Annotated in this window: 19 protein-coding genes; 14 read left to right on the top strand and 5 right to left on the bottom strand. The window is 44.4% G+C overall.

Translation table 11 applies throughout. The features are described 5' to 3' along the window. Positions 1-76: 76 nt before the first annotated feature. The 10 genes from EL210_RS11615 (at position 77) to EL210_RS11570 (ending at position 9,559) form a co-directional block, all read left to right on the top strand. The gene (locus tag EL210_RS11615; RefSeq protein ID WP_018920461.1) at positions 77-484 is read left to right on the top strand and encodes a hypothetical protein; all 408 of its coding nucleotides are present in this window, start codon (positions 77-79) and stop codon (positions 482-484) included. Positions 485-560: 76 nt separating this feature from the next. Next, a complete protein-coding gene (locus EL210_RS11610) occupies positions 561-1,109 on the top strand; it encodes a DUF1599 domain-containing protein (RefSeq protein ID WP_004377016.1) in 549 nt (182 codons plus the stop codon). Between the two features lie 35 nt (positions 1,110-1,144). Then, positions 1,145-3,208, top strand: coding sequence for a BT_3928 family protein (locus EL210_RS11605; protein WP_018920460.1), 2,064 nt, complete (start codon positions 1,145-1,147; stop codon positions 3,206-3,208). 86 nt (positions 3,209-3,294) lie between these two features. Further along, on the top strand, positions 3,295-4,002 hold the full coding sequence (locus EL210_RS11600) for an SPOR domain-containing protein (RefSeq protein ID WP_018920459.1): 708 nt from the start codon (positions 3,295-3,297) through the stop codon (positions 4,000-4,002). Positions 4,003-4,060: 58 nt separating this feature from the next. Next, positions 4,061-4,654, top strand: a complete 594-nt coding sequence (gene folE, locus EL210_RS11595) for a GTP cyclohydrolase I FolE (protein WP_004377019.1) — start codon at positions 4,061-4,063, stop codon at positions 4,652-4,654. A 75-nt stretch (positions 4,655-4,729) separates the two neighbouring features. Beyond that, positions 4,730-5,359, top strand: coding sequence for a DUF4840 domain-containing protein (locus EL210_RS11590; protein WP_018920458.1), 630 nt, complete (start codon positions 4,730-4,732; stop codon positions 5,357-5,359). Between the two features lie 7 nt (positions 5,360-5,366). Further along, a complete protein-coding gene (locus EL210_RS11585; RefSeq protein ID WP_018920457.1) occupies positions 5,367-6,119 on the top strand; it encodes an exodeoxyribonuclease III in 753 nt (250 codons plus the stop codon). Positions 6,120-6,528: 409 nt separating this feature from the next. Beyond that, positions 6,529-7,653 (top strand): energy transducer TonB, encoded by a 1,125-nt coding sequence (locus EL210_RS11580; protein WP_018920456.1) that lies wholly within the window; start codon positions 6,529-6,531, stop codon positions 7,651-7,653. A 395-nt stretch (positions 7,654-8,048) separates the two neighbouring features. Next, positions 8,049-8,558, top strand: a complete 510-nt coding sequence (locus tag EL210_RS11575) for a toxin-antitoxin system YwqK family antitoxin (protein WP_004371632.1) — start codon at positions 8,049-8,051, stop codon at positions 8,556-8,558. A 332-nt stretch (positions 8,559-8,890) separates the two neighbouring features. After that, the gene (locus EL210_RS11570; RefSeq protein ID WP_018920454.1) at positions 8,891-9,559 is read left to right on the top strand and encodes a membrane protein; all 669 of its coding nucleotides are present in this window, start codon (positions 8,891-8,893) and stop codon (positions 9,557-9,559) included. A 4-nt stretch (positions 9,560-9,563) separates the two neighbouring features. On the opposite strand, the gene EL210_RS11565 is transcribed toward EL210_RS11570, so the two are convergent. From EL210_RS11565 to EL210_RS11545, 5 genes are all read right to left on the bottom strand, one after another. Next, positions 9,564-10,373 carry an N-acetylmuramic acid 6-phosphate etherase gene (locus tag EL210_RS11565; protein ID WP_018920453.1) on the bottom strand — a complete coding sequence of 270 codons (810 nt, stop codon included), beginning with the start codon at positions 10,371-10,373 and terminating at the stop codon, positions 9,564-9,566. Between the two features lie 80 nt (positions 10,374-10,453). Beyond that, positions 10,454-11,464 carry a class II fructose-bisphosphate aldolase gene (locus EL210_RS11560; RefSeq protein WP_004371628.1) on the bottom strand — a complete coding sequence of 337 codons (1,011 nt, stop codon included), beginning with the start codon at positions 11,462-11,464 and terminating at the stop codon, positions 10,454-10,456. Positions 11,465-11,670: 206 nt separating this feature from the next. Further along, complete coding sequence (locus EL210_RS11555; protein ID WP_018920452.1) at positions 11,671-12,882, bottom strand: sugar MFS transporter; 1,212 nt, start codon at positions 12,880-12,882, stop codon at positions 11,671-11,673. A gap of 812 nt (positions 12,883-13,694) precedes the next feature. Beyond that, on the bottom strand, positions 13,695-14,315 hold the full coding sequence (locus EL210_RS11550; protein ID WP_004377028.1) for a deoxynucleoside kinase: 621 nt from the start codon (positions 14,313-14,315) through the stop codon (positions 13,695-13,697). Between the two features lie 21 nt (positions 14,316-14,336). Continuing rightward, complete coding sequence (locus EL210_RS11545) at positions 14,337-14,957, bottom strand: deoxynucleoside kinase (RefSeq protein ID WP_004377029.1); 621 nt, start codon at positions 14,955-14,957, stop codon at positions 14,337-14,339. Positions 14,958-15,087: 130 nt separating this feature from the next. Between EL210_RS11545 and aroA the strand changes: the two genes are divergently transcribed. The 4 genes from aroA to porW are packed head-to-tail and all read left to right on the top strand — an operon-like array spanning position 15,088 to position 20,519. Further along, a complete protein-coding gene (gene aroA / locus EL210_RS11540; protein ID WP_018920450.1) occupies positions 15,088-16,326 on the top strand; it encodes a 3-phosphoshikimate 1-carboxyvinyltransferase in 1,239 nt (412 codons plus the stop codon). Continuing rightward, positions 16,323-16,709: a hypothetical protein gene (locus EL210_RS11535; protein WP_018920449.1), complete on the top strand. Its 387-nt coding sequence runs from the start codon at positions 16,323-16,325 to the stop codon at positions 16,707-16,709. The genes aroA and EL210_RS11535 overlap by 4 nt, the downstream gene beginning before the upstream one ends. Then, positions 16,702-17,499 carry a metal ABC transporter permease gene (locus EL210_RS11530; protein ID WP_018920448.1) on the top strand — a complete coding sequence of 266 codons (798 nt, stop codon included), beginning with the start codon at positions 16,702-16,704 and terminating at the stop codon, positions 17,497-17,499. The genes EL210_RS11535 and EL210_RS11530 overlap by 8 nt, the downstream gene beginning before the upstream one ends. Next, a complete protein-coding gene (porW, locus tag EL210_RS11525) occupies positions 17,496-20,519 on the top strand; it encodes a type IX secretion system periplasmic lipoprotein PorW/SprE (RefSeq protein ID WP_018920447.1) in 3,024 nt (1,007 codons plus the stop codon). The genes EL210_RS11530 and porW overlap by 4 nt, the downstream gene beginning before the upstream one ends. Positions 20,520-20,521: the final 2 nt, after the last annotated feature.

The raw sequence follows: 20,521 nt of genomic DNA, 5'->3' as shown, positions 1-20,521 counted from the left end.
TATAAATTGCGTACAAAGTTACTAAAAATTAGTGCAGAATATGCCGTTTCACATAGTTTTTTATAATTTTGCAACCATGAAGAATTATTTTTGGTTACTTGCTGTCAGTGCCTCTCTTTGCGGCTGTGCAGAGACACAAGACGAGAAAGCTGCACCGCTCATGGCGCAGATAGAGGCGCTGTATGAAGCGGGAAACTACACTCAAACGCTCGATTCTATCATGGCCTTGCGCAAGGATTACCCTGAAGCTGTAGAGTCACGAAAGGCTGCTTTGAAGATATGGCAGGACGCTTCACTGAAGATGGCACAGGCAGATATAGCGAAAACAGACTCTTCTTTGCAGGTCACTCTTCATGCACTTGAGGGCAAACGCCCTTTGTTTGAGCGCAACATGCTACATGTAAAATGCGACTCTCTCAAGGCAAGATACGAAGCCATGTGTGGTGTGGTAAAGATGATCCGCTATCGCCAGCAACATCCATAAGAACCAAAGCAGCAACCAAAAATTTGGCTGTTTCATTATAAATAAGTAACTTTGCAATTGCAAAGTTTTTGAACTTATGAAACATTCTAACACAGAGGAACAGTTTAAGAACGTCATGAAAGAATGTCGTGAGCTTTTCAACAAGAAGCTACATGACTATGGGGCATCGTGGCGTTTGCTGCGTCCTGAGTCCTTAACTGACCAACTTCTCATCAAGGCAAAGCGTATCCGGTCACTTGAAATCAAGAAGAAATCACTCGTAGGCGAAGGCATTCGTCCCGAATTTATCGGGTTAATCAACTACGGAATCATTGGACTTATCCAGCTTGAACATGGGTTTGTCGATGCCGTTGATATGACCACAGAGGAAGCCTTGAGTCTTTATGACAAATATGCCAAGGCAGCTTTGGAGCTGATGTTGAAGAAAAACCACGATTACGACGAGGTTTGGAGAGCCATGCGTGTAAGTAGTTACACGGATTTTATCCTCACGAAGTTGGTACGGATAAAGGAAATTGAAGACATTAATGGCCAGACTTTGGTATCCGAAGGCATTGATGCAAACTATATGGACATCATCAACTATGCTGTATTCGGAGTCATCAAACTGACTGAAAAGGAATAAAAAGCAACACAACAGTGAGCCAACGACTACTGAAAATGACAGTAAATCTCTGCCGCATCATCGTGGCACTGACGTTCATCTTCTCGGGTTTCGTGAAGGCTATAGACCCTATTGGACTGCAATATAAGTTACAAGACTACCTCGGAGCAATTGGAATACCGGGCTTTCTACCCGATTGGATGCTGTTGATTATGGCAGTTTTGCTTGCAGCTGTTGAGTTCTGTATGGGCATTTTCCTGCTTTTTGCCATCCAACGGAGGCTCATTTCCAAGTTGATAGTAGTCTTCATGAGCATCATGACGCTGATAACCGTGTGGTTGGTCGTGGCAAATCCGGTGAAAGACTGTGGCTGTTTTGGGGATGCTTTGCATTTAACAAACACAGAAACACTCGTGAAGAACATCATCCTTCTGGGCTGTTCAATCGTCATCATGCGAAGACCTTTGGCGATGTTCCGCTTCATTTCAGAAAGCAACCAGTGGATAGTCATCAACTATACGATTGTGTTTATCTTTGTCAGCAGCGGTCTGAGCCTCTACTATCTGCCACTGTTTGACTTTCGTCCTTACCGCATCGGCACGAATATTCCACATGGAATGGAGATACCAAAAGATGCAGAACAACCACTGTTTGAAACCACTTTCATCATGGAGAAAGGCGGACAGCGTAAGGAATTCACACTTAATGACTATCCAGATTCCACCTGGAAGTTCATTGACAGCAAGACAGTGCAAGTCAAAGAAGGCTACATTCCGCCCATTCATGACTTCTCTGTTGCAGACAGGAAAACAGGAAAAGACCTCACAGACAGTGTGCTTCGTCACAAAGGATATACGTTTCTGCTGATTGCTCCGTATTTAGAAAGGGCCGATGACAGCAATTTCGGCGACATTGATCAACTCTATGAGTACGCCCAGACCTATAATATTCCATTCTATTGTCTGACGGCAAGCACTGCGAAAGCCATTCAACGATGGAGAGACATCACGGGAGCAGAGTATCCATTCTGCATCACAGACGAAACTACATTGAAGACAATAGTGCGCAGTAATCCCGGTCTGTTGTTGCTTAAAGACGGCACGATTATCAACAAATGGAGCCATAATCAACTGCCCAACGGGGCCAAACTATCGCTGCCCATCACGCAATCTGCGTTGGGGAAGATGCCGCAAGACAGCGTTCCTGGCAAGATATTAGAGATTATTCTGTGGTTCATATTGCCACTGACCCTACTCACTTTAGCCGACCGTCTGTGGGCATGGAGCAAGTGGGTGAGGCTGAAAGAAAAGAAAGATAAACAAAGATTATATCAACTCTTTAATAAAAAGAAAAGTAAAATGAGAAAGAAAATCGTAGCAGGTAACTGGAAAATGAACCTCAACCTGCAAGAAGGTATTGCTCTCGCAAAGGAGATCAACGAGGCAATGACAGCTGAAAAGCCTAACTGTGACGTAGTAATCTGCACCCCATTCATCCACTTGGCAAGTGTTGCCCAGGTGCTGAATGCCGACTTGGTTGGCCTTGGTGCAGAGAACTGTGCAGACAAAGAGAAGGGTGCTTTCACTGGAGAAGTGTCTGCAGAAATGGTAAAAAGCACCGGTGCACAGTACGTAATCCTCGGTCATTCAGAGCGTCGTCAGTACTATGGTGAAACTGCAGAGATCCTGAAAGAAAAGGTACAGTTGGCTTTGAAGCACGGCTTGAAGGTGATTTTCTGCTGTGGTGAGACCCTCGAAGAGCGCGAGTCAAACCGCCAGAACGCTGTTGTTAAGGCCGAACTTGACGGCAGTGTGTTCAATCTTACTGCTGAAGAGTGGAAGAACATCGTATTGGCTTACGAACCCATCTGGGCCATTGGTACCGGCAAGACCGCTACTTCTGACCAGGCAGAAGAGATGCTTTGCTACATCCGTTCTATCGTAGCAGAGAAGTATGGCAAGGAAGTTGCAGAAGAAACCTCTATCCTTTACGGTGGAAGCTGCAAGGCTTCAAATGCTCCCGAGCTGTTCTCCAAACCGAATATCGACGGCGGCTTGATCGGCGGTGCTTCTTTGAAAGCTGCTGATTTCAAGGGAATCATCGACGCTTGGAAGAAGTAATGAAACGAAACTAACATTGGAAAGTCAGGGAACGAGGCCGGACTTCGGTTCCTTTCTTTCCAATATTTTAATTAATCCAATAGGAAATGAAAAAGTTCGCTTGGCTCTTAGGTGTCATGATTTGCATGGTTATTCCAACTCATGCACAGACTTTCCTTGATCATCTGAAAAAGAACGAACCCGGAAAAGGCACTGTAACTGTCACGCAAAGCAAGGAAATCGACGAACTCGTCAATGGCAGCAAACAGACAAAGCCGCAGGTTACGAACAACTCCAAGAAAGAGATTATAAAGAATAACGCAACAACCAATAAGACTGAAGCAGCTCAAAAAGAGACTAAAAAGCCTCAACATGTCATCACCGGTGACTCTGCCAAGCATGCAGAAAGCAAGACGGAGTCCGTTGAAAAGCCTATCGAACGGCACGAAAATACAACGCAAAAGAAGACAGAACCTGTCAACAAGCCGCAGGATGAGAATGAAATCAACATTCCAACTGTCGACATGCGAAAGAAAGTAATGCGTGGAAGTCACAAGATTGTTGGCTATCGTGTACAGGCTTTTTCAGGCGGGAACTCACGTCTCGACCGCCAGAAAGCTGAACAAGCAAGCACAGCTATCAAGATGAAATACCCAGGACAACCTGTCTATGTGCATTTCTATTCGCCCCATTGGATATGTCGTGTGGGCAACTATCGAAGCTTTGAAGAGGCCAGCGAAATGCTCCGCAAGGTGAAAGCCCTCGGCTATCACCAGGCCTGTATCGTCAAAGGAAAGATTACCGTGCAATATTAAGTTGCGCGATGCACTGCAAATGCAGTGATTACACAAAGGAAAAGACAATACAATATATATGAATCCTGAAACTGAATTCCGCGAAGGTCTTGATGATCTCGCCACACATTATAGGAGCGTTCTCACGCTTTTGGGTGAAGATGTCAGTCGGGAAGGGTTGGAAAAGACCCCGATGCGCGTGGCAAAAGCCATGCAGATACTGACCCGTGGCTACACTCAAGACCCTCACAAAGTGCTGACTGATGCACTGTTCAAGGAAGATTACAATCAAATGGTCATTGTAAAAGACATTGATGTGTTCTCTCTTTGCGAACACCACATGCTGCCTTTCTACGGCAAATGCCACGTGGCTTACATTCCCGACGGTTACATCACGGGCTTAAGCAAGATTGCCCGCGTGGTAGATATATTCAGTCACCGTCTCCAAGTGCAGGAACGTCTGACTCAACAAATCAAAGACTGCATCCAGTCTACTTTGAAACCGCAGGGCGTAATGGTCGTGATTGAGGCCAAACACATGTGCATGCAGATGCGAGGTGTAGAGAAACAAAACTCCATAACGACGACAAGCGACTTCAGCGGCGTGTTCAATGACCTCAACACCCGACAGGAATTCATGAGTCTGCTGCGTGGAGAATCCAAACGAATTTAATTCTTTTATTGCAGGAAAAGCGACTCAAAGGTTGCTCTTCCTCATCTTGTCCAACAACAATATAAAGCATCTCATATGAAAAAACTACGTAAATTTCTTGGCTATGCCTTCTGTCTGACCGCTGTACTGACCGCATTTTCTTCTTGTTTGAGTAATGATAACGACAACGATATCACGATTACTGAGCCCGAAGCAAAGATGATTTTCGATGCAGCCAAAGGCACTTATGAGGGCGACCTCTATGCAGTCTATCAGCAATATGGCTCAATCTCTCGCACAAAAGACTCTGTTCCGAATGTCAAGGTCACCATCGGGCTCGACACCATCGTACGCATCAACAGTATTCCCGACAGCCTTTATTCACGCCTGCTCAATCCAAACCACACCTTGACAAACAAGGCAAAGCAGGATTTGGCCAAGCATCTTACCATGCAACCTGCCGAAAGCAAGATTGGCGCTTTGGGCTTCACAAACAAGCCAAAGAAGATTTATCGCTATCTGACAAACGGCTTTAAGGCTACGTTGACAGCCAACTACGACAGCAAACCGCATGAGGTTGTATTCAGCAACAACATGCTGTGCTTCTATAATCCGGCCAACAAGAAACTGCAAATAGCCGTTCAGCCCGCCCTCATCACTGCTGATAAGGAAAGACTTGCCCCATCAGGTCTCTATCTGATGTTCGTCTCAAAAACAAAACACTAAACACCATATGAAATTCATTTCATGGAATGTAAATGGCCTTCGCGCCTGTGTAGGCAAAGACTTCTCACAATCTTTTGAAACGCTGAATGCCGATTTCTTCTGCCTGCAAGAAACCAAGATGCAGGCCGGACAGCTTGATCTTCAGTTCCCAGGCTATACATCTTATTGGAATTATGCCGACAAGAAAGGCTACAGCGGCACTGCTATCTATGCACGAAAAGAACCGATTGCCGTCACTTATGGCATCGGAATAGACGAGCACGACCATGAAGGACGCGTCATAACCCTTGAATATGACAACTTCTTCCTCGTCACGGTGTATACGCCCAACGCTCAAGACGGACTCCGTCGGCTTGACTATCGCATGACTTGGGAAGACGACTTCCAGGCTTACCTGCATCGTCTTGACGAACAAAAGCCCGTCATTGTATGCGGCGATCTGAACGTTGCACACCAGGAAATAGACCTCAAGAACCCCAAGAGCAACCGCCGTAACGCCGGATTTACCGATGAAGAGCGCGACAAGATGACTCAACTGCTCAGCCATGGCTTTACAGATACGTTCAGAACTCTGTATCCGGAGCAGGTCACCTACAGTTGGTGGAGCTACCGTTTCCGTGCAAGAGAGAAGAACGCGGGCTGGCGCATAGACTACTTCCTCATCTCCGACAGGCTCCTACCTCAACTGAAAGACGCTTCTATCCACACCGAAATATTCGGCAGCGACCATTGTCCGATAGAAGTAGACCTTGAACTTTAAATTGAATGTTGCAAAGCAATATAAGTCATCGCCCCGATAACCATCGTGTCATCGGGGCGATTTCTTCAGACAACCTTACGCTACAAATAAGCTCCGTCTGACGGAGTCTGCCCATGACAACCTGCCTGCTGATACATCAAGGCTTAGCATTTTCACCTCTTAAAAACCTATTTGATAAGTAAGAGTCCTTACAAGCGAATGATATTGCAAATATCCGTAATAAATGCAAATTTTGAAGTAATATTGGTAATAATATATCCAAATATAAGTCGTATATTTGCTGCTGAAAGGAAAGATATTAGTTTTTTTAGTGGTTAATTTAGTTTTAGTAAGTAATGAAATAAGACCTGTCGGGATGATAGGTCTTGTTTTTTTTATATATCTTTGCGAAGTAATTAAACGATATACAATGAAAAAGATGATATTCCTAATGGTGCTTTTGATGTCAGTCAGTTGCATGAAAGCCCAGCAGACAGCGAGCAGTACGAGTATAAGGTATGAGCAACGGCATGTGGTCTGCACGAACAGCAAAGGCGAAATGAATGTGGTTGACATTGATTTTGAGTGGCCGGAGCGTTTGTGTTATGTGGCGCAACCCGTGCTTTTGCAGCATATCAACACACTCCTTGGCGACACATGTATGCAACTTGACCGGAAGATTGCAGCCATACAATCGCTTTATGGTGAGCCTCTGACGACAAAACTCGATACAATTCCCGATGACAGTAAGTTCTGTTATGCCACCTATTCAGTGCGTGAAGTGGGGTTACAAGAAGGTAGATATATTTCAATGCGTGTGGAAAAAAACATTCAGCCGGGGCTGAAATCATCGCTACGAAAGGAACATCAATTAGATTTATTTGTTTATGACATTCCCAACCAGCGTATTCTTAAGGGTAAAGAGCTTATGAAGTTGGAAAACATTTTGGTCGATCCCGTGGCATCTTATTACTTGAGTAATGCTCTGACAGAAGGACTTTTGAACAATTATGCCGTTTCACTTGACGCACAGAAGCTTTATGGTCCTGTGCCGGTAAATGACAGAACGCTGCTTATGGAAGTGGGGGCGGAAGGGCAACCTTCTGTTCAATCCATGATTTCAACAGCTGACTGGGTGAACTTCCTGACGTCAAAAATGAAGAAACTCCTCAAGACTAAACCCGTTGTGGGTACGCCTGTTGTGGAACATGTTGATGTCCCTGTTGTCGGCGACAGCATGTATGTGTATCGTCAGACGGAGGAGTTGGCATCGTTTTCATGGAATAATCAAAATCTTAATCAATATATTACGACCAATCTCGTTGTGCCACCTTATTTAAAGAAGGAGGCTCTTTCAGGACGTGCATTGGTACGTTTGATTATCGAACGCGACGGCACTTTGAGTAATATATCAATTGTAAAGCCATTCTCTCCTACATTGGATCGCAACATTGTTGCTTTGCTTAGACGCATGCCGAAATGGTCTCCGGCAAGGCAAGAAGGCAGACCTGTCAGAAGTTTCTGCTTCATTCCTGTAAACGTAAAGTTGCAATAGGTTGCACAATGTAACTTTTTAAGCGTTATAGTTACCCTCTTGATATATATCAAGGTATTAACATTTACAAAGTGATTTTATTCAAAATAGTTTACAATTAATAATGTTACGGATTGTAAGTTGTTGTGCGCGATAACACAACAGAATATATCTTGTAGAGTATCTTCCTTTATCTTAAATCCCTGTTATAGTGGAGTTTGAAAGAAGTTACTTTTAAAACTGTAAGCAAAATCATTGATTTTAATCAAGTTTTAAATTGAAAGCAGGTTGTAAAGTTACGACTATTTTGGCGTGAAAAAATATGTATAAAATAGTGTTAAAAAAGGAACGACTTCACAATTCTTTTCTATATATTTGCAGTAGAAACAGAATAAACAACCTAAAAATATACAAATATGAAGCGTATTCTTTTGATATCAGTAATGGCAATGTTGACTATTACAAGCTTTGGACGTAAACATGTAGCTGAGAATGCAGTCATTGTTGCCGACACTATCTATTATGCTGCAGATAAAACCAGCGTAACAAATAATGAACAAGCAAGTTATTATCGCTTATTGATGAAGCAGAATCAAGGCCTCAACAAGCGCGATGTCTTCCAGGATTTCTATATGAATGGTACACTGAAAGCCGAAGGTGAATACAGTTTTATTGACTTGGGAAACGATGCCAACACTGTTCTTAACGGTGAAGTTACCACATATTACCAGAATGGTATGGAGAAATGGCATGGTAAGTACATTCAGGGTAAGCGCGAAGGTTACTTCACTCTTCACATGCGTGAAGGCGGTATAGCTGTTGTTCAGTTTAAGGGCGACAAGTCTGTACACGATTATTTCACGATTACTCGTGCGGATGGAACGATGGAAAAGCGCCCAATCTCTGAATTGAAAGCATTGATGTAATACATAAAATTTCTTCTCTTAAATCGTTATAAGATAAATAACAAAAGTCTCTATTTAAACAATAAACATTTATAGAGGGTCTGCTTCGTGAGAAGCGGACCTTTTTTGGTTCTTTGTGTACTTGCATCTGACTTTCTATGTCCGTTATATGAATAGGCTGACATGCCCCGTCTTTGTAGAAAATAACTTGCCAGATAATGAATGCCTGCATAGTAAGCATGGGCTAATGTCTAAGAAAAGATGCACAATTATCACAAAAAATGAGGAAAAGAGCTGTGTGTTTCGCTTTCTTTTTTTATATTTGCAACGGAATAATAAAACGAATATCATCTATGAAAAGAAGCCTTTTTATCCTATTGGTCCTATGTCTTGCCTTGCAGGTTGAGGCACAAAGCTACAGACATCAAGTGAGATGGAGCATTGGAGTGGGGGATGAACCCCATTTGAAGAACGTGAGAAATGATTATGTAAGGCTGTTTAAGCTTGAGAGTGACAGCTCACTTTTCTCAGCGTTTCAAAATATTAATGTTTCGTTGAGCATGGAATATCTCTATCATCTGAATTCAAAATGGGCCGTTGGTGCAGGCATCAGCTATACTGAAGCAGAGGCAAGAGGCGCGCATATTCCACGAGCTGAACGGTGGGGGAATAATCCTTATAAACTCATTTTCGGTGGTCTTTTCTATTCAATCTTCCCTGATGACGACTTGAGACTGTCCAGTAAGACTTTTACTTTCATGCCGGCTGTAAGCTATACATGGTTGGATAATGGTCATTTTGCCCTTTATTCTCGAGGTGGTCTGGGGGTAAGCTACTATCATCTGAAGTCGAACAGCAGTAATTTCCCTAATATAAAAGAAGAAAAAGCGAGGGTGGCTTATCAGTTTTCGCCCGTTGGAATAGAGATTGGAAGCAATCATCTGCGCTTCACTTCTGAATTGGGTTACGGACTGCAAGGCATCTGGAATGTTGGCCTTGTGTGGCATTTTGGGAGAATGTAAAAGCCTACTCTACTTTCTCAGCGGCTTTAATGCTGCCGCTTTTTATTAGTTTTTCCACGACTTTCTGATAGTCTGTTTCTTCCGGATGACGTTCCATGAAGATGCGGGCTGCGCGATTTATGAGCTTCGCATTCATCAGCTTGATATTCACCATCTTGTTACCTTCGACTCTTCCAAGGCGTATCATTAGTGTGGTGCTAATCATATCAAGGATTAATTTCTGTGAAGTTCCGCCCTTCATCCGTGTGCTCCCGGTGACAAATTCGGGCCCTGTGATGATTTCAACCACATGGTCTGACGCTGTTGCAATAGGGCTGTCGGGATTGTTTACGATGCAAGCTGTTGTGATGTTATGGGCACGAGAGGCAACAAGGGTGGCTTTTACAAAAGGTGTGGTGCCACTGGTTGAGAGTCCAAGCACAATGTCTTTTTCATTGATATGATGCTCTTGAAGTTGTTTCCAGCCGTCTGTGAGGTCATCTTCGCGCGACTCTCGCGTCTGTGTTAGCTCGTCAATACCACCAGGAAAGATAGCTTGTATCTGGCTTCCATCGGTTCCATACGTGTTCTGTACCTCTATTGTATCGAGCGTTGCAAGTCGTCCTCCTGTGCCACAACCGCAATAAAACAGTCTTCCTCCAATCTGCAAATGTTGTAAAATCGTTTCTATCAAGGCATTTATCTGCGGTAAAGCATGCTCAATGGCAGCGGGCACGAGTTTGTTTTCCTCATTGATAGCAGCCGTAAGTTGGGCAATAGACATTGTCTCCAAGTGGTCATAGTGAGATGATTGCTCTGTAATTCTCTTTTCCATAGCGCAAAGATATGAAAAAAGGTGAGAACAAATCTGTCCTCACCTTTATTATTTTATCCGACTCAAAAGCCGTAATCTTCTTACAACTGAGCGAGTTTGTTGTCAGAACCAAGCACATCCTTAATCTTCTCTTTGTACATTTCAGTCATGTAGGCACGTGCAACCTTGCCGTATTGACGTGGATCAAAGTAATCAGGATGATTTGCCAAAGTCTCACGAACGCCGGCAGTGTAAGCCAAACGAGAGTCAGAGTCGATGTTAATCTTACATACAGCGCTCTTTGAAGCTCTGCGGAGTTGCTCCTCTGGAATACCTACTGCATCTGGCAATTTGCCACCATATTGGTTGATGATATCAACATATTTCTGTGGAACTGAAGACGAACCGTGGAGTACAATTGGGAAACCTGGGAGCTTCTTCTCAATCTCTGCGAGTACGTCGAAAGCCAATGGAGGAGGTACCAAGCGGCCAGTCTTCGGGTCACGAGTACACTGTTCCGGCTTAAACTTATAAGCACCGTGAGATGTACCGATAGAGATAGCGAGGCTATCACAGCCTGAACGCTGTGAGAACTCAATCACTTCTTCCGGCCGAGTATAGTGAGACTCCTCTGAAGCAACCTCATCTTCTACGCCAGCGAGTACACCAAGCTCTGCTTCTACGGTCACATCAAACTGATGTGCATAGTCAACACACTTCTTTGTCAATGCAATGTTCTCTTCGAAAGACTTTGAAGAAGCATCGATCATCACAGAAGAGAAGCCCATATCTACACAATCTTTCACGAGTTCGAAGCTGTCACCGTGATCCAAGTGGAGGGCAATCTCCGGATGTTCACAGCCAAGTTCTTTTGCAAAAGCTACTGCACCTTCAGCCATATAGCGGAGTAGTGTAGGGTTAGCATAGTTGCGGGCACCCTTAGAAACCTGGAGGATTACAGGAGACTTCAACTCAGATGATGCCGTAATAATAGCCTGGAGTTGCTCCAAGTTGTTGAAGTTGAATGCTGGAATAGCATAACCACCGTTTACAGCTCTCTTAAACATCTCGCGTGTATTGACGAGACCTAATTCTTTATAACTAACTGCCATAATTTGAAATATTATGTTTATAAATAACTTACTTCATGAATGTTATCATTTCATCTCTTTCTGATTGCAAATTTAACATATTCTTTTGATGACACAAAATGTTGGTTCTTTTTTTTCGATCAGTAACGGGTTAAAAAGTTTAATTTTGCGTTAAATCAAGAATGGGCTGTGTAATTGCAACATGGAAGTAGCAATGATGCCATGTCTTAACGATGTGTTTCTCTTTGTTTGTGCATCAATTCAGAAGCAAAAAGCAATACAACGAAGTAGCCGAAGAGTGGAATCAGGAATGGAATCACAAGGTTGGCACTGTCGGCAATGATGCCCATAAGCAGGAAACCACAGCCTCCGATTGGTGTCATCATCAGCAAGGAAGCAGCACTTTTCTTGAGATTTCCAAGCCCATCAAGTGCTAACGAAAAGATGGTTGGGAACATAATGGCTTCAAAAAGATAATTGGCGATGATAGCAACCATTGAGAATTTGCCGATATTCAGCAGCACACAAACCATGCAGACCACGCTTCCGGCAGCGCAGACAAACAGCATCATTTCGGCCCGGATGCGGCGCATGAGCCAGCTTCCAGCAAAGCGTCCCACCATGAAAAAGCCCAAGGCAACGGTCAGTATGATGCTCGCCATGTTGTCATTCATCCATCCTTGTCCTGTCACGAAATTGATGAAATAACTGTTTATGGATATTTCTGCCACCTCATAAGCCAACAAAGCGAAAAGCCCGAAGACGAACATGGGGTGGTGACGAAACAGTTTCATGATGCGTGTTCCCTTGATTTTGTCTTCTTCAGTCTCTTCATGTTTGATTTCAGGCAGGTTGACCCGCGAGAAGACTAAAGCGATAACGAGTACCAGAATGCCTAAAATGGTATAGGGAATGACGACATCATTATCTTCAAAATGACCACCGAAGAAAAACTGTCCCACGACAAGTGTTGCGAACAGACAGCCCAAGCCGTTGAACGACTGCGAGAAGTTGAGGCGACTTGTTGCCGTTGCCTTGTCGCCAAGTTCGGTCACATAAGGATTTGCCGAGGTCTCCAAAAACACGAGACCACAGCCAATGATGAACAAAGCTCCTAAGAAAGCATAGAACGTGTTGAGTGCTGCACAGGGAATGAACAGCAGAGAACCGATGCCGAAAAGCATCAACCCGATGACCACACCAAGGCGATAACCATGGCGATTGATAAACCAACCCGCCGGAATAGCAGTCAGGAAATACCCCAAATAGGTTGTAACCTGAATTAAAGACGACTGCGTAATACTGATGTCGAGTGCGTTTTGGAAGTGCTTGTTGAGTACGTCGAGAATGGCTCTTGCAAAGCCCCACAGGAAAAAGAGCGATGTGATGAGCACGAAAGGCACAAGAAACTGCTTGTTGGTAAGGCTGTTTTTTTTCATGATAGAAAAGAAAGCAAGATGCCGTTGCACCCTGCTTTCACGACATTTTATTTGGATTTATATTTGTTTTTATATTATTTGAACGTCTAAAAAGCATAATTATTATAAGTAAATAATGATTATTTTTCTCATGTTTATCTTCAAGTGGTAAAAACGAATGAAAGGTTTTCTGCCAGAAAGTCTGCATAAGCGAATAGTATGTTAATTCTTTTCAAGGATGTTTACAATTGTCTTCATCAGATTTGCAAATTCAAATCGAAAGTCTTCTTCGTTCAAAATATGCACTGTTTTTCTGTAAATTGCAAAGTATTGACTGTCAAGTGATTGCAAAACTCAAAAGAAATCACGGGGTAAAATTACGCTGAAAAGCGTTGCCATTTGCGTCAAGTTACGGTGTGTTTTGAGTCATAACGCGGGGCCATTTCAGTCAAACAGCATGGTAAAGTGACTGAGATTGCAGGCTGAAAAGATGCAGATGAGGATATCGAAGCCATAAAATGGCTTCGCACAAGCGGTGAAATGACTTCATGCAAGCATGGAAAGCACGTTTTTATTTCTATTTGGTGGGGGCGAAAAGTGTTAAAAATGAGGAAGAAAATAAACAAAAGAAAAGCCTCTCCCCCAACCCCTCTCCAAGGAGAGGGGAGTGATATGTCCTCCAATTATACCGTATAAAGGCTCCATTTCATAAACATTTTACTTCCCTCTCTCTTCGGAGAGGGGCTGGGGGAGAGGCTTTATTCGCCTCATAAAAAAGTCCCTCTGCTTTCTGCAAGCAAAGGGACGATATCTTGATTTGCAATGTTTCGCGTTTATTTTATGGGGAACAAGCCATAGAGTTCGGCATCAATCCGGTCGGTAATCGTTTGGAAATCCTGTGGATTATTCTCGAAATCAGTGTTGTCTCCGTCTACAATGATGAGATTACCTTTATAGTCTTTAATCCAATTCTCATAGCGGTTGTTCAGTCCTGTGAGGTAATCGATGCGGATACTCTTTTCGAATTCGCGCCCACGTTTACCGATGTGGTTCACCAAAGTCGGTATGCTTGAGCGGATGTAAATCATCAGGTTAGGCAGGTTGACCAATGAAATCATCAGGTCGAAAAGGTCGGAATAATTGGCGAAGTCACGGTCGCTCATCATGCCCATGCCATGGAGATTGGGTGCAAAGATGCACGCGTCTTCGAATATAGTGCGGTCTTGTATGATGGTTTCTTTGCTTTTTGAAATCTCAACTACCTCCTTGAAGCGCTTGTTGAGAAAGTAAACCTGGAGGTTGAATGACCACCGTGACATGTCGGCATAGAAGTCGTCGAGATACGGATTGTTGTCGACGGGTTCAAAACGTGGTGTCCAATGAAATCTCTTGGCAAGCATTTTAGTGAGTGTAGTCTTGCCACTGCCGATGTTTCCTGCGATTGCGATATGCATAATTTGATTATAATTCTGGGGTTAGAAAAGTCCGAATAGGTTGGCATCTATCTTGTCTATGATGCCCGAAAAGTCTCTTTTGCTGTGCAGATAGTCGATGTCGTCAACGTCAACAACAAGCACCTTGCCCTTGTATTTCCTGTAGATGAAGTCCTCATACAGGTCATTGAGACTCTCAAGATAGGCGAGGGGCATCTTCTGTTCGTATTCACGTCCGCGGTTCTGAATGTTCTTTACCAAGTGAGGAACACTTGATTTGAGATAGATCATCAGGTCGGGATAGTGCAGGATATGCGTCATTGAGTCGAAGAGTTCCATGTAGGTTTGGAAGTCTCTTTCGTTCATGTTGCCCATCTTGTAGTTGTTTTCTGTGAACACATAAACGCCTTCATAGATGGAACGGTCTTGCACAATGGTCTCCTTGTTCATGTTCTGATCAAGTTGTAAAAGGTCTTTGAAGCGTTCTTTCAAGAAGAAAACTTCCATGTTGAATGACCATCTTGGGATGTCTTTATAATAGTCTTCGAGATACGGATTGTAGTCCACGGCCTCGTATTTTGGCGTCCAACCATAGTGTTTGGCAAGCAGTTCGGTGAGTGTGGTCTTACCGCTTCCGATGTTTCCAGCGATAGCTATATGCACGGTTTCTGTTGTTTTAGCTGCAAAATTACAATTTTTTATCTATTTAATCGAATAAAGCGACAGGAAAAGTAGGGGCATCCGTTTTTTGTTTGTACTTTTGCATATATAGAAATAAGGTACACTTTATAACATGACATATACCATACATGGGCCTCAACACATTGACACCACGGTGAAACTGCCGGCCAGCAAGAGTATCAGCAACCGTGCACTTATCATTCAGGCATTAGCAGGAGACAATGTCGTTCCAGATAATCTCAGCGACTGTGATGACACGGAAGTCATCATCGAAGCATTAAAAACGATGCCTGAAACCATTGATATCAAGGCTTCAGGAACGGCCATGCGCTTCATGACGGCTTATCTCTCGGTCAGCGAGGGAGAGCATGTGCTCACGGGAACTGACCGCATGAAGCAGCGCCCGATAGCCGTGTTGGTAGATGCCTTGCGCTATCTTGGCGCCGACATAGCGTATGAAGGCGAGGCGGGTTTCCCGCCGTTGCGCATCAAAGGACGTCGTCTTGAGGGTGGATATCTCGAAATTTCGGGCAGTATCAGCTCGCAGTTTATCTCGGCGTTGCTGTTGATAGGGCCGATGCTTGAAAAGGGATTGGAACTCAAGATGACCGATACGATTATCTCTCGGCCGTATATTGATCTCACGCTTTGCATGATGCGCGACTTCGGAGCAGCAGTTGAATGGACGGATGTCGATACGATCAGTGTGGCGCCGAAGCCCTATACATCACGTCGTTATTATATAGAGAGCGACTGGAGTGCCGGCAGTTATTGGTATGAAATCATGGCCTTGAGTGATGATTCCGAAGCAACTGTGCGGCTTGAAGGCCTGATGGACGGCTCAAGACAAGGCGACTCGGTGGTGAAATACATTTTTTCGCTGTTGGGTGTAAAGACGAGTTTCGAGACAACCGACCCCTGTGTGCCCAATACAGTGACGCTACGTCGCCATAAATGTCTGTTGCCTCGGCTTGAATATGACTTCACCGGATCACCCGATTTGGCACAGACTTTGGTGGTTTGTTGTGCATTAATGGACATAAAATTCCATTTCAAAGGGCTCGCAACCCTGCGGATTAAGGAGACAGACCGCATAGAAGCCTTGAAAACCGAACTGCGTAAGTTAGGTTATGTGTTGCATAACGTGGGCGACAATGAACTGTTCTGGGACGGCGAACGTTGCGAACCGACGGGCGAAGCCATTGATACTTATGAGGATCATCGTATGGCTTTGGCCTTTGCTCCTGTGGCATTGAAGTGTCCAGGATTGCAAATTAACAACCCAGAAGTAGTGAGTAAATCTTATCCCGATTATTGGAAAGATCTCCAGACAGCAGGTTTTACATTATGATATATTTTGTTTTAGTACTTCTTGTGTTAGGTCTGATAACGGCCTTTGTCTCATTTCTCGGTCGTAAGAAAGACGAAGAAGAGGCTCCGCTCATTGTGAACAACTCGTGTTCTACGTGTAGTGGTGAGAATGATCAGTGTGAACAGGAGTGCATGTTGGAGGTGGCTACGAAAGAAATTGAATATTATGACGACGAAGAACTCGATCGTTTTCGAGGCCGTTTGTCGGATAGTTATACCGATGAAGAGGCCGAAGAGTTTGCTGAAGTGATGCTTACGATGCGGCCGGAAGAAGTGAAAGGCTGGAGCAGAAGCCTCATATTGCGTGGCATTAATATGCCCAATCAGATTAAAGATGACTTTATCGCGTTGGCTGATGATTGATATTCTGCATTATAGTTTCTTTCAGAATGCGTTGTTGGGAGCATTGCTTGCCAGCATCGTTTGTGGCATTGTGGGCACTTATATCGTGACACGCCGCTTGGTTTTCATCAGCGGTGGCATCACGCATGCATCGTTTGGAGGTATCGGCTTGGGTGTTCTGATGGGTATTAACCCCATACTTTCTGCCATGATTTTTGCTGTATTGAGTGCTTTCGGCGTAGAGTGGATGGCACGAAAAGGCGATGTTCGCGAGGATTCTGCTATTGCAGTTTTCTGGACTTTCGGCATGAGTGTGGGCATCATCTGTTGCTTCTTGACGCCTGGTTTTATGCCCGATCTGCCTTCATTCCTCTTTGGAAGTATTCTGACGATAGGGAGTTTAGATCTTTGGTTGTTAGCTGTGCTGTGCGTTATTGTTGTTATTTGCATGACATTCTTTTACAGGGAGATACTTAGTGTGGCTTTCGATCGCACGTTTGCCGAGTCACAAGGACTTCCCGTTCGTTGGATAGAATATGGTATGATGGCGCTGATAGCCTTGACCATAGTGGCAACTTTGCGCATGGTGGGCATTGTGTTGGCCCTCAGTTTGCTTACCATTCCGCAGATGACAGCCAATCTTTTCACCTTCAACTATAAGCGGATGATGCTTCTTTCCATTCTTATTGGTTGGGCAGACTGCTTGTTTGGGCTCGCCATGAGCTATTGGTTGGATGTCCCTTCGGGTGCTTCGATCATATTTGTAAGTATCATTGTGTATGCAATTGCAAGGTTGTTGTTGAGGAAATGAAGCATGTTATACCATATTTCATTGCTTTTGGGCTCGTTGTTACGTTGCTCTTGAGTTGTTCGATGCAGCAGAATACGGCGAAATCGAGGTGGTGGCATGCCTTCAACACACGCTATAATGTCTATTACAACGGTTCAATGGCCTACATAGATGGCTCATTAGAAAAAGAGAATGGCAACAAAGATAACTTCACAGAGATAATACCTCTCTACACTGTTGGCAACAAAGAGAGCCGCAGTTTAGGTGAGACTAACTTCAATCGGGCTATAGAAAAGTGCGAGAAAGCGATTAAACTGCATAGTATCAAGCGGCATCCCGTGTGGGATAAGAACCGTCGTAAGACTGCTGAAGACATTGAATGGCTGAACAGAAAGGAATATAATCCGTTCTTATGGAAGGTCTGGATGCTCATGGGAAGGTCGCAATTCCATGAAGGAAACTTTGAAGAAGCAGTCTCAACCTTTGCATATATGAGCCGACTTTATGCCACTCAACCGGCTATTTACCAGCGGGCGCAGGCATGGTTGGCCAAGAGTTACATCGAAGCGGGGTGGCAATATGAGGCTGAAGACGTAATCCGCAACATGCAACGTGACTCCATTTACTGGAGCGCACAAAAGGAATGGGACTACACCTACGCTGATTATTACATTCATATCGACGACTATCAGAAGGCAATTCCTTATCTTCGGAAAGTCATCAGCCATGAGATGCGCCGCAAACAAAAGGCACGTGAGTGGTTTCTTATGGGGCAATTACTGGCCGAAACAGGGCAGAAAGCAGCGGCGTATAAGGCCTATCAGCATGTTGTCAGGCTCAGTCCACCTTATGATTTGGCTTTCAATGCGCGTGTTGCCATGACAGAAGTAATGGCAGGAAAGCCGAAACAGATGATTGCCAAGCTGCGACGTATGGCCTCATCTGATAATAATAAGGAGTATTTAGATCAGGTTTATTACGCTATTGGCAATATATATCTGTCGCAAAAAGATACGCTTCACGCCATTAGTGCCTATGAACAGGGCAACGAACTTGGGGTGCGTAGTGGTATCGAAAAGGGGGTGTTGCTGCTTAAACTCGGTGATTTGTATTGGCAAAGAAATAAGTTTGGCGATGCAAAGCGGTGTTATGATGTGGCTATCGGACTGTTGGATAAGGAGCGAAAGGACTATCGTCAATTGTCTGAAAGACTGCAAGTGCTTGAAGAACTCGTGCCTCATACCGATGCCGTTGAACTGCAAGATTCATTGCAACAGCTTGCAAAAATGAACGAACATGACCGCAATGCAGCCATTGACCGCGTGATAACCGCACTCAAACAGAAAGAGAAAAAGGAGCAAAAAGCACAGTCTGTAGAGGGCAATGACGGTTATTCGGGTATGCAAGGTGGAATGGAAAGTAACACCGAAGCACCGTCTCAATCTTTCAATAGCAGTCAGCAAGCCACCTGGTATTTCTATAATCCCATGACGGTGGCACGTGGAAAAGAGATGTTTCAACGGCGTTGGGGCAAGCGACAGAATATTGATAACTGGCAGCGTATCAATAAAACTGTGGTGGCTTTAGCTTCAGACAGTATCGCAGAACAAGCCGAATTGGTTGAAGATACCTTGCAGAAGACGAATAATCCGGAGGCTGATCCGCACCGAAGAGAATACTATTTGAAACAGATACCAATGACTTCTGAACAGTTGGAAGCCAGTAATAAGCTGCTTGCTGACGGGCTTTTCCACAGCGGAATCATCTTCAAAGACAGGTTGGACAACCTTGATTTGAGTGAGAAAACATTGTTGAGACTCATTCATGACTATCCAAATTTCGCGCAGATAGACGAGGCTTTCTATCATCTTTACCTGCTTTATGCACGCCGAAATGAATTGACGCGGGCCGAAAGTTACCTTGACCGACTGCATAAGGAGTGTCCCGACAGCAAATGGACAGCCTTGCTCAGCGACCCTTATTATCGCGAAAATGCACGTTTTGGCAAGCATATCGAGGATTCACTCTATGCTGCTTCCTACACCGCTTTCAACGAAGGACGCTATAACGAGGTCTTAGGCAATGCGCATGTGTCGGCAAAGCGTTTCCCCAATGGGGCCAACCGCGACAAGTTTTTGTTTATAGCTGCATTGAGTAAGCTGAATGACGGCGATGCAAAAGCTTGTCTGCAAGACCTCAATACGCTTGTCTCTACCTATCCGGAAAGCCAACTTAGCGTTATGGCGGGTATGATTATCAACGGCGTGAAGGCAGGAAAACAACTGCGTGGTGCCAAGTTCGACATGTCAACGGTATGGAGTAGGCGCAGCGATGTGCTGAACGACAGCGACTCTATACACGCTGTTAAACTGAGTGCCGAACGCGATGTGAACTTCGTCTATATGTTGGTTTACAACCCTGATTCAGTCAAAGAAAATCAGCTGCTCTTTGAGTTGGCAAAATATAACTTTGCGAGTTATCTCGTCAGAAATTTCGAAATACAGGTTGAAGAGGCAGAAGGCATGCATCGAATGATAGTCAGAGGTTTTCAAAACTATGATGAAGCGTTGCAGTATGCGCGTCATTTGCATCGGCAAGAAGCCATCGGTAGGCTGACGAAAAAGGCGCGACCGTTTATTATAAGCGAACAAAACATGCCGCTTTTAGGCCGTCAATTCAGTTATGATGATTATGCTTTGTTCTATCAGAAGCATTTTGCACCGCTTCGCATCAGTACGTTACAGTTGCTGACAGAACCTGTTCCATCGACAATAAAGCCGACGGGAAAGCCTGCTACAGCCGAGGAAATAGACCGCGAATTGGAGCGTATCAGCCAGCAAGACAAGGATTATTATCCTGTCGATCCTGTCTCCAAACCTGCTGAAAAGCCGAAACCTGCACAGCAAAGTCAGTCACAGAAACCGCAGACCGAACCGCAGAAGCCCCGGAAACCGACGCCTGTGAAGAAGCCTGCAACGCTGGTCAAGCCCGTCAAACCACTCGATTTGGATGATGAATATTATGATTTAGATGGTTTTTAACT

Source organism: Segatella oris, from assembly GCF_900637655.1.
GTDB lineage: Bacteria > Bacteroidota > Bacteroidia > Bacteroidales > Bacteroidaceae > Prevotella > Prevotella oris.
Note: the sequence above shows the minus strand (reverse complement) of the source record. Positions and strands in the feature narration are given on the sequence as shown.

Excerpts from the sequence above, each read along its gene's own strand:
- folE (WP_004377019.1), top strand. The coding sequence starts at position 4,061 with ATGAATCCTGAAACTGAATTCCGCGAAGGTCTTGATGATCTCGCCACA.
- EL210_RS11590 (WP_018920458.1), top strand. The coding sequence starts at position 4,730 with ATGAAAAAACTACGTAAATTTCTTGGCTATGCCTTCTGTCTGACCGCT.
- EL210_RS11610 (WP_004377016.1), top strand. The coding sequence starts at position 561 with ATGAAACATTCTAACACAGAGGAACAGTTTAAGAACGTCATGAAAGAA.
- EL210_RS11555 (WP_018920452.1), bottom strand. The coding sequence starts at position 12,882 with ATGAAAAAAAACAGCCTTACCAACAAGCAGTTTCTTGTGCCTTTCGTG.
- EL210_RS11605 (WP_018920460.1), top strand. The coding sequence starts at position 1,145 with ATGACAGTAAATCTCTGCCGCATCATCGTGGCACTGACGTTCATCTTC.
- EL210_RS11615 (WP_018920461.1), top strand. The coding sequence starts at position 77 with ATGAAGAATTATTTTTGGTTACTTGCTGTCAGTGCCTCTCTTTGCGGC.
- EL210_RS11585 (WP_018920457.1), top strand. The coding sequence starts at position 5,367 with ATGAAATTCATTTCATGGAATGTAAATGGCCTTCGCGCCTGTGTAGGC.
- porW (WP_018920447.1), top strand. The coding sequence starts at position 17,496 with ATGAAGCATGTTATACCATATTTCATTGCTTTTGGGCTCGTTGTTACG.
- EL210_RS11600 (WP_018920459.1), top strand. The coding sequence starts at position 3,295 with ATGAAAAAGTTCGCTTGGCTCTTAGGTGTCATGATTTGCATGGTTATT.
- EL210_RS11560 (WP_004371628.1), bottom strand. The coding sequence starts at position 11,464 with ATGGCAGTTAGTTATAAAGAATTAGGTCTCGTCAATACACGCGAGATG.
- EL210_RS11570 (WP_018920454.1), top strand. The coding sequence starts at position 8,891 with ATGAAAAGAAGCCTTTTTATCCTATTGGTCCTATGTCTTGCCTTGCAG.
- EL210_RS11575 (WP_004371632.1), top strand. The coding sequence starts at position 8,049 with ATGAAGCGTATTCTTTTGATATCAGTAATGGCAATGTTGACTATTACA.
- aroA (WP_018920450.1), top strand. The coding sequence starts at position 15,088 with ATGACATATACCATACATGGGCCTCAACACATTGACACCACGGTGAAA.
- EL210_RS11535 (WP_018920449.1), top strand. The coding sequence starts at position 16,323 with ATGATATATTTTGTTTTAGTACTTCTTGTGTTAGGTCTGATAACGGCC.
- EL210_RS11580 (WP_018920456.1), top strand. The coding sequence starts at position 6,529 with ATGAAAAAGATGATATTCCTAATGGTGCTTTTGATGTCAGTCAGTTGC.
- EL210_RS11550 (WP_004377028.1), bottom strand. The coding sequence starts at position 14,315 with ATGCATATCGCAATCGCAGGAAACATCGGCAGTGGCAAGACTACACTC.
- EL210_RS11530 (WP_018920448.1), top strand. The coding sequence starts at position 16,702 with ATGATTGATATTCTGCATTATAGTTTCTTTCAGAATGCGTTGTTGGGA.
- EL210_RS11565 (WP_018920453.1), bottom strand. The coding sequence starts at position 10,373 with ATGGAAAAGAGAATTACAGAGCAATCATCTCACTATGACCACTTGGAG.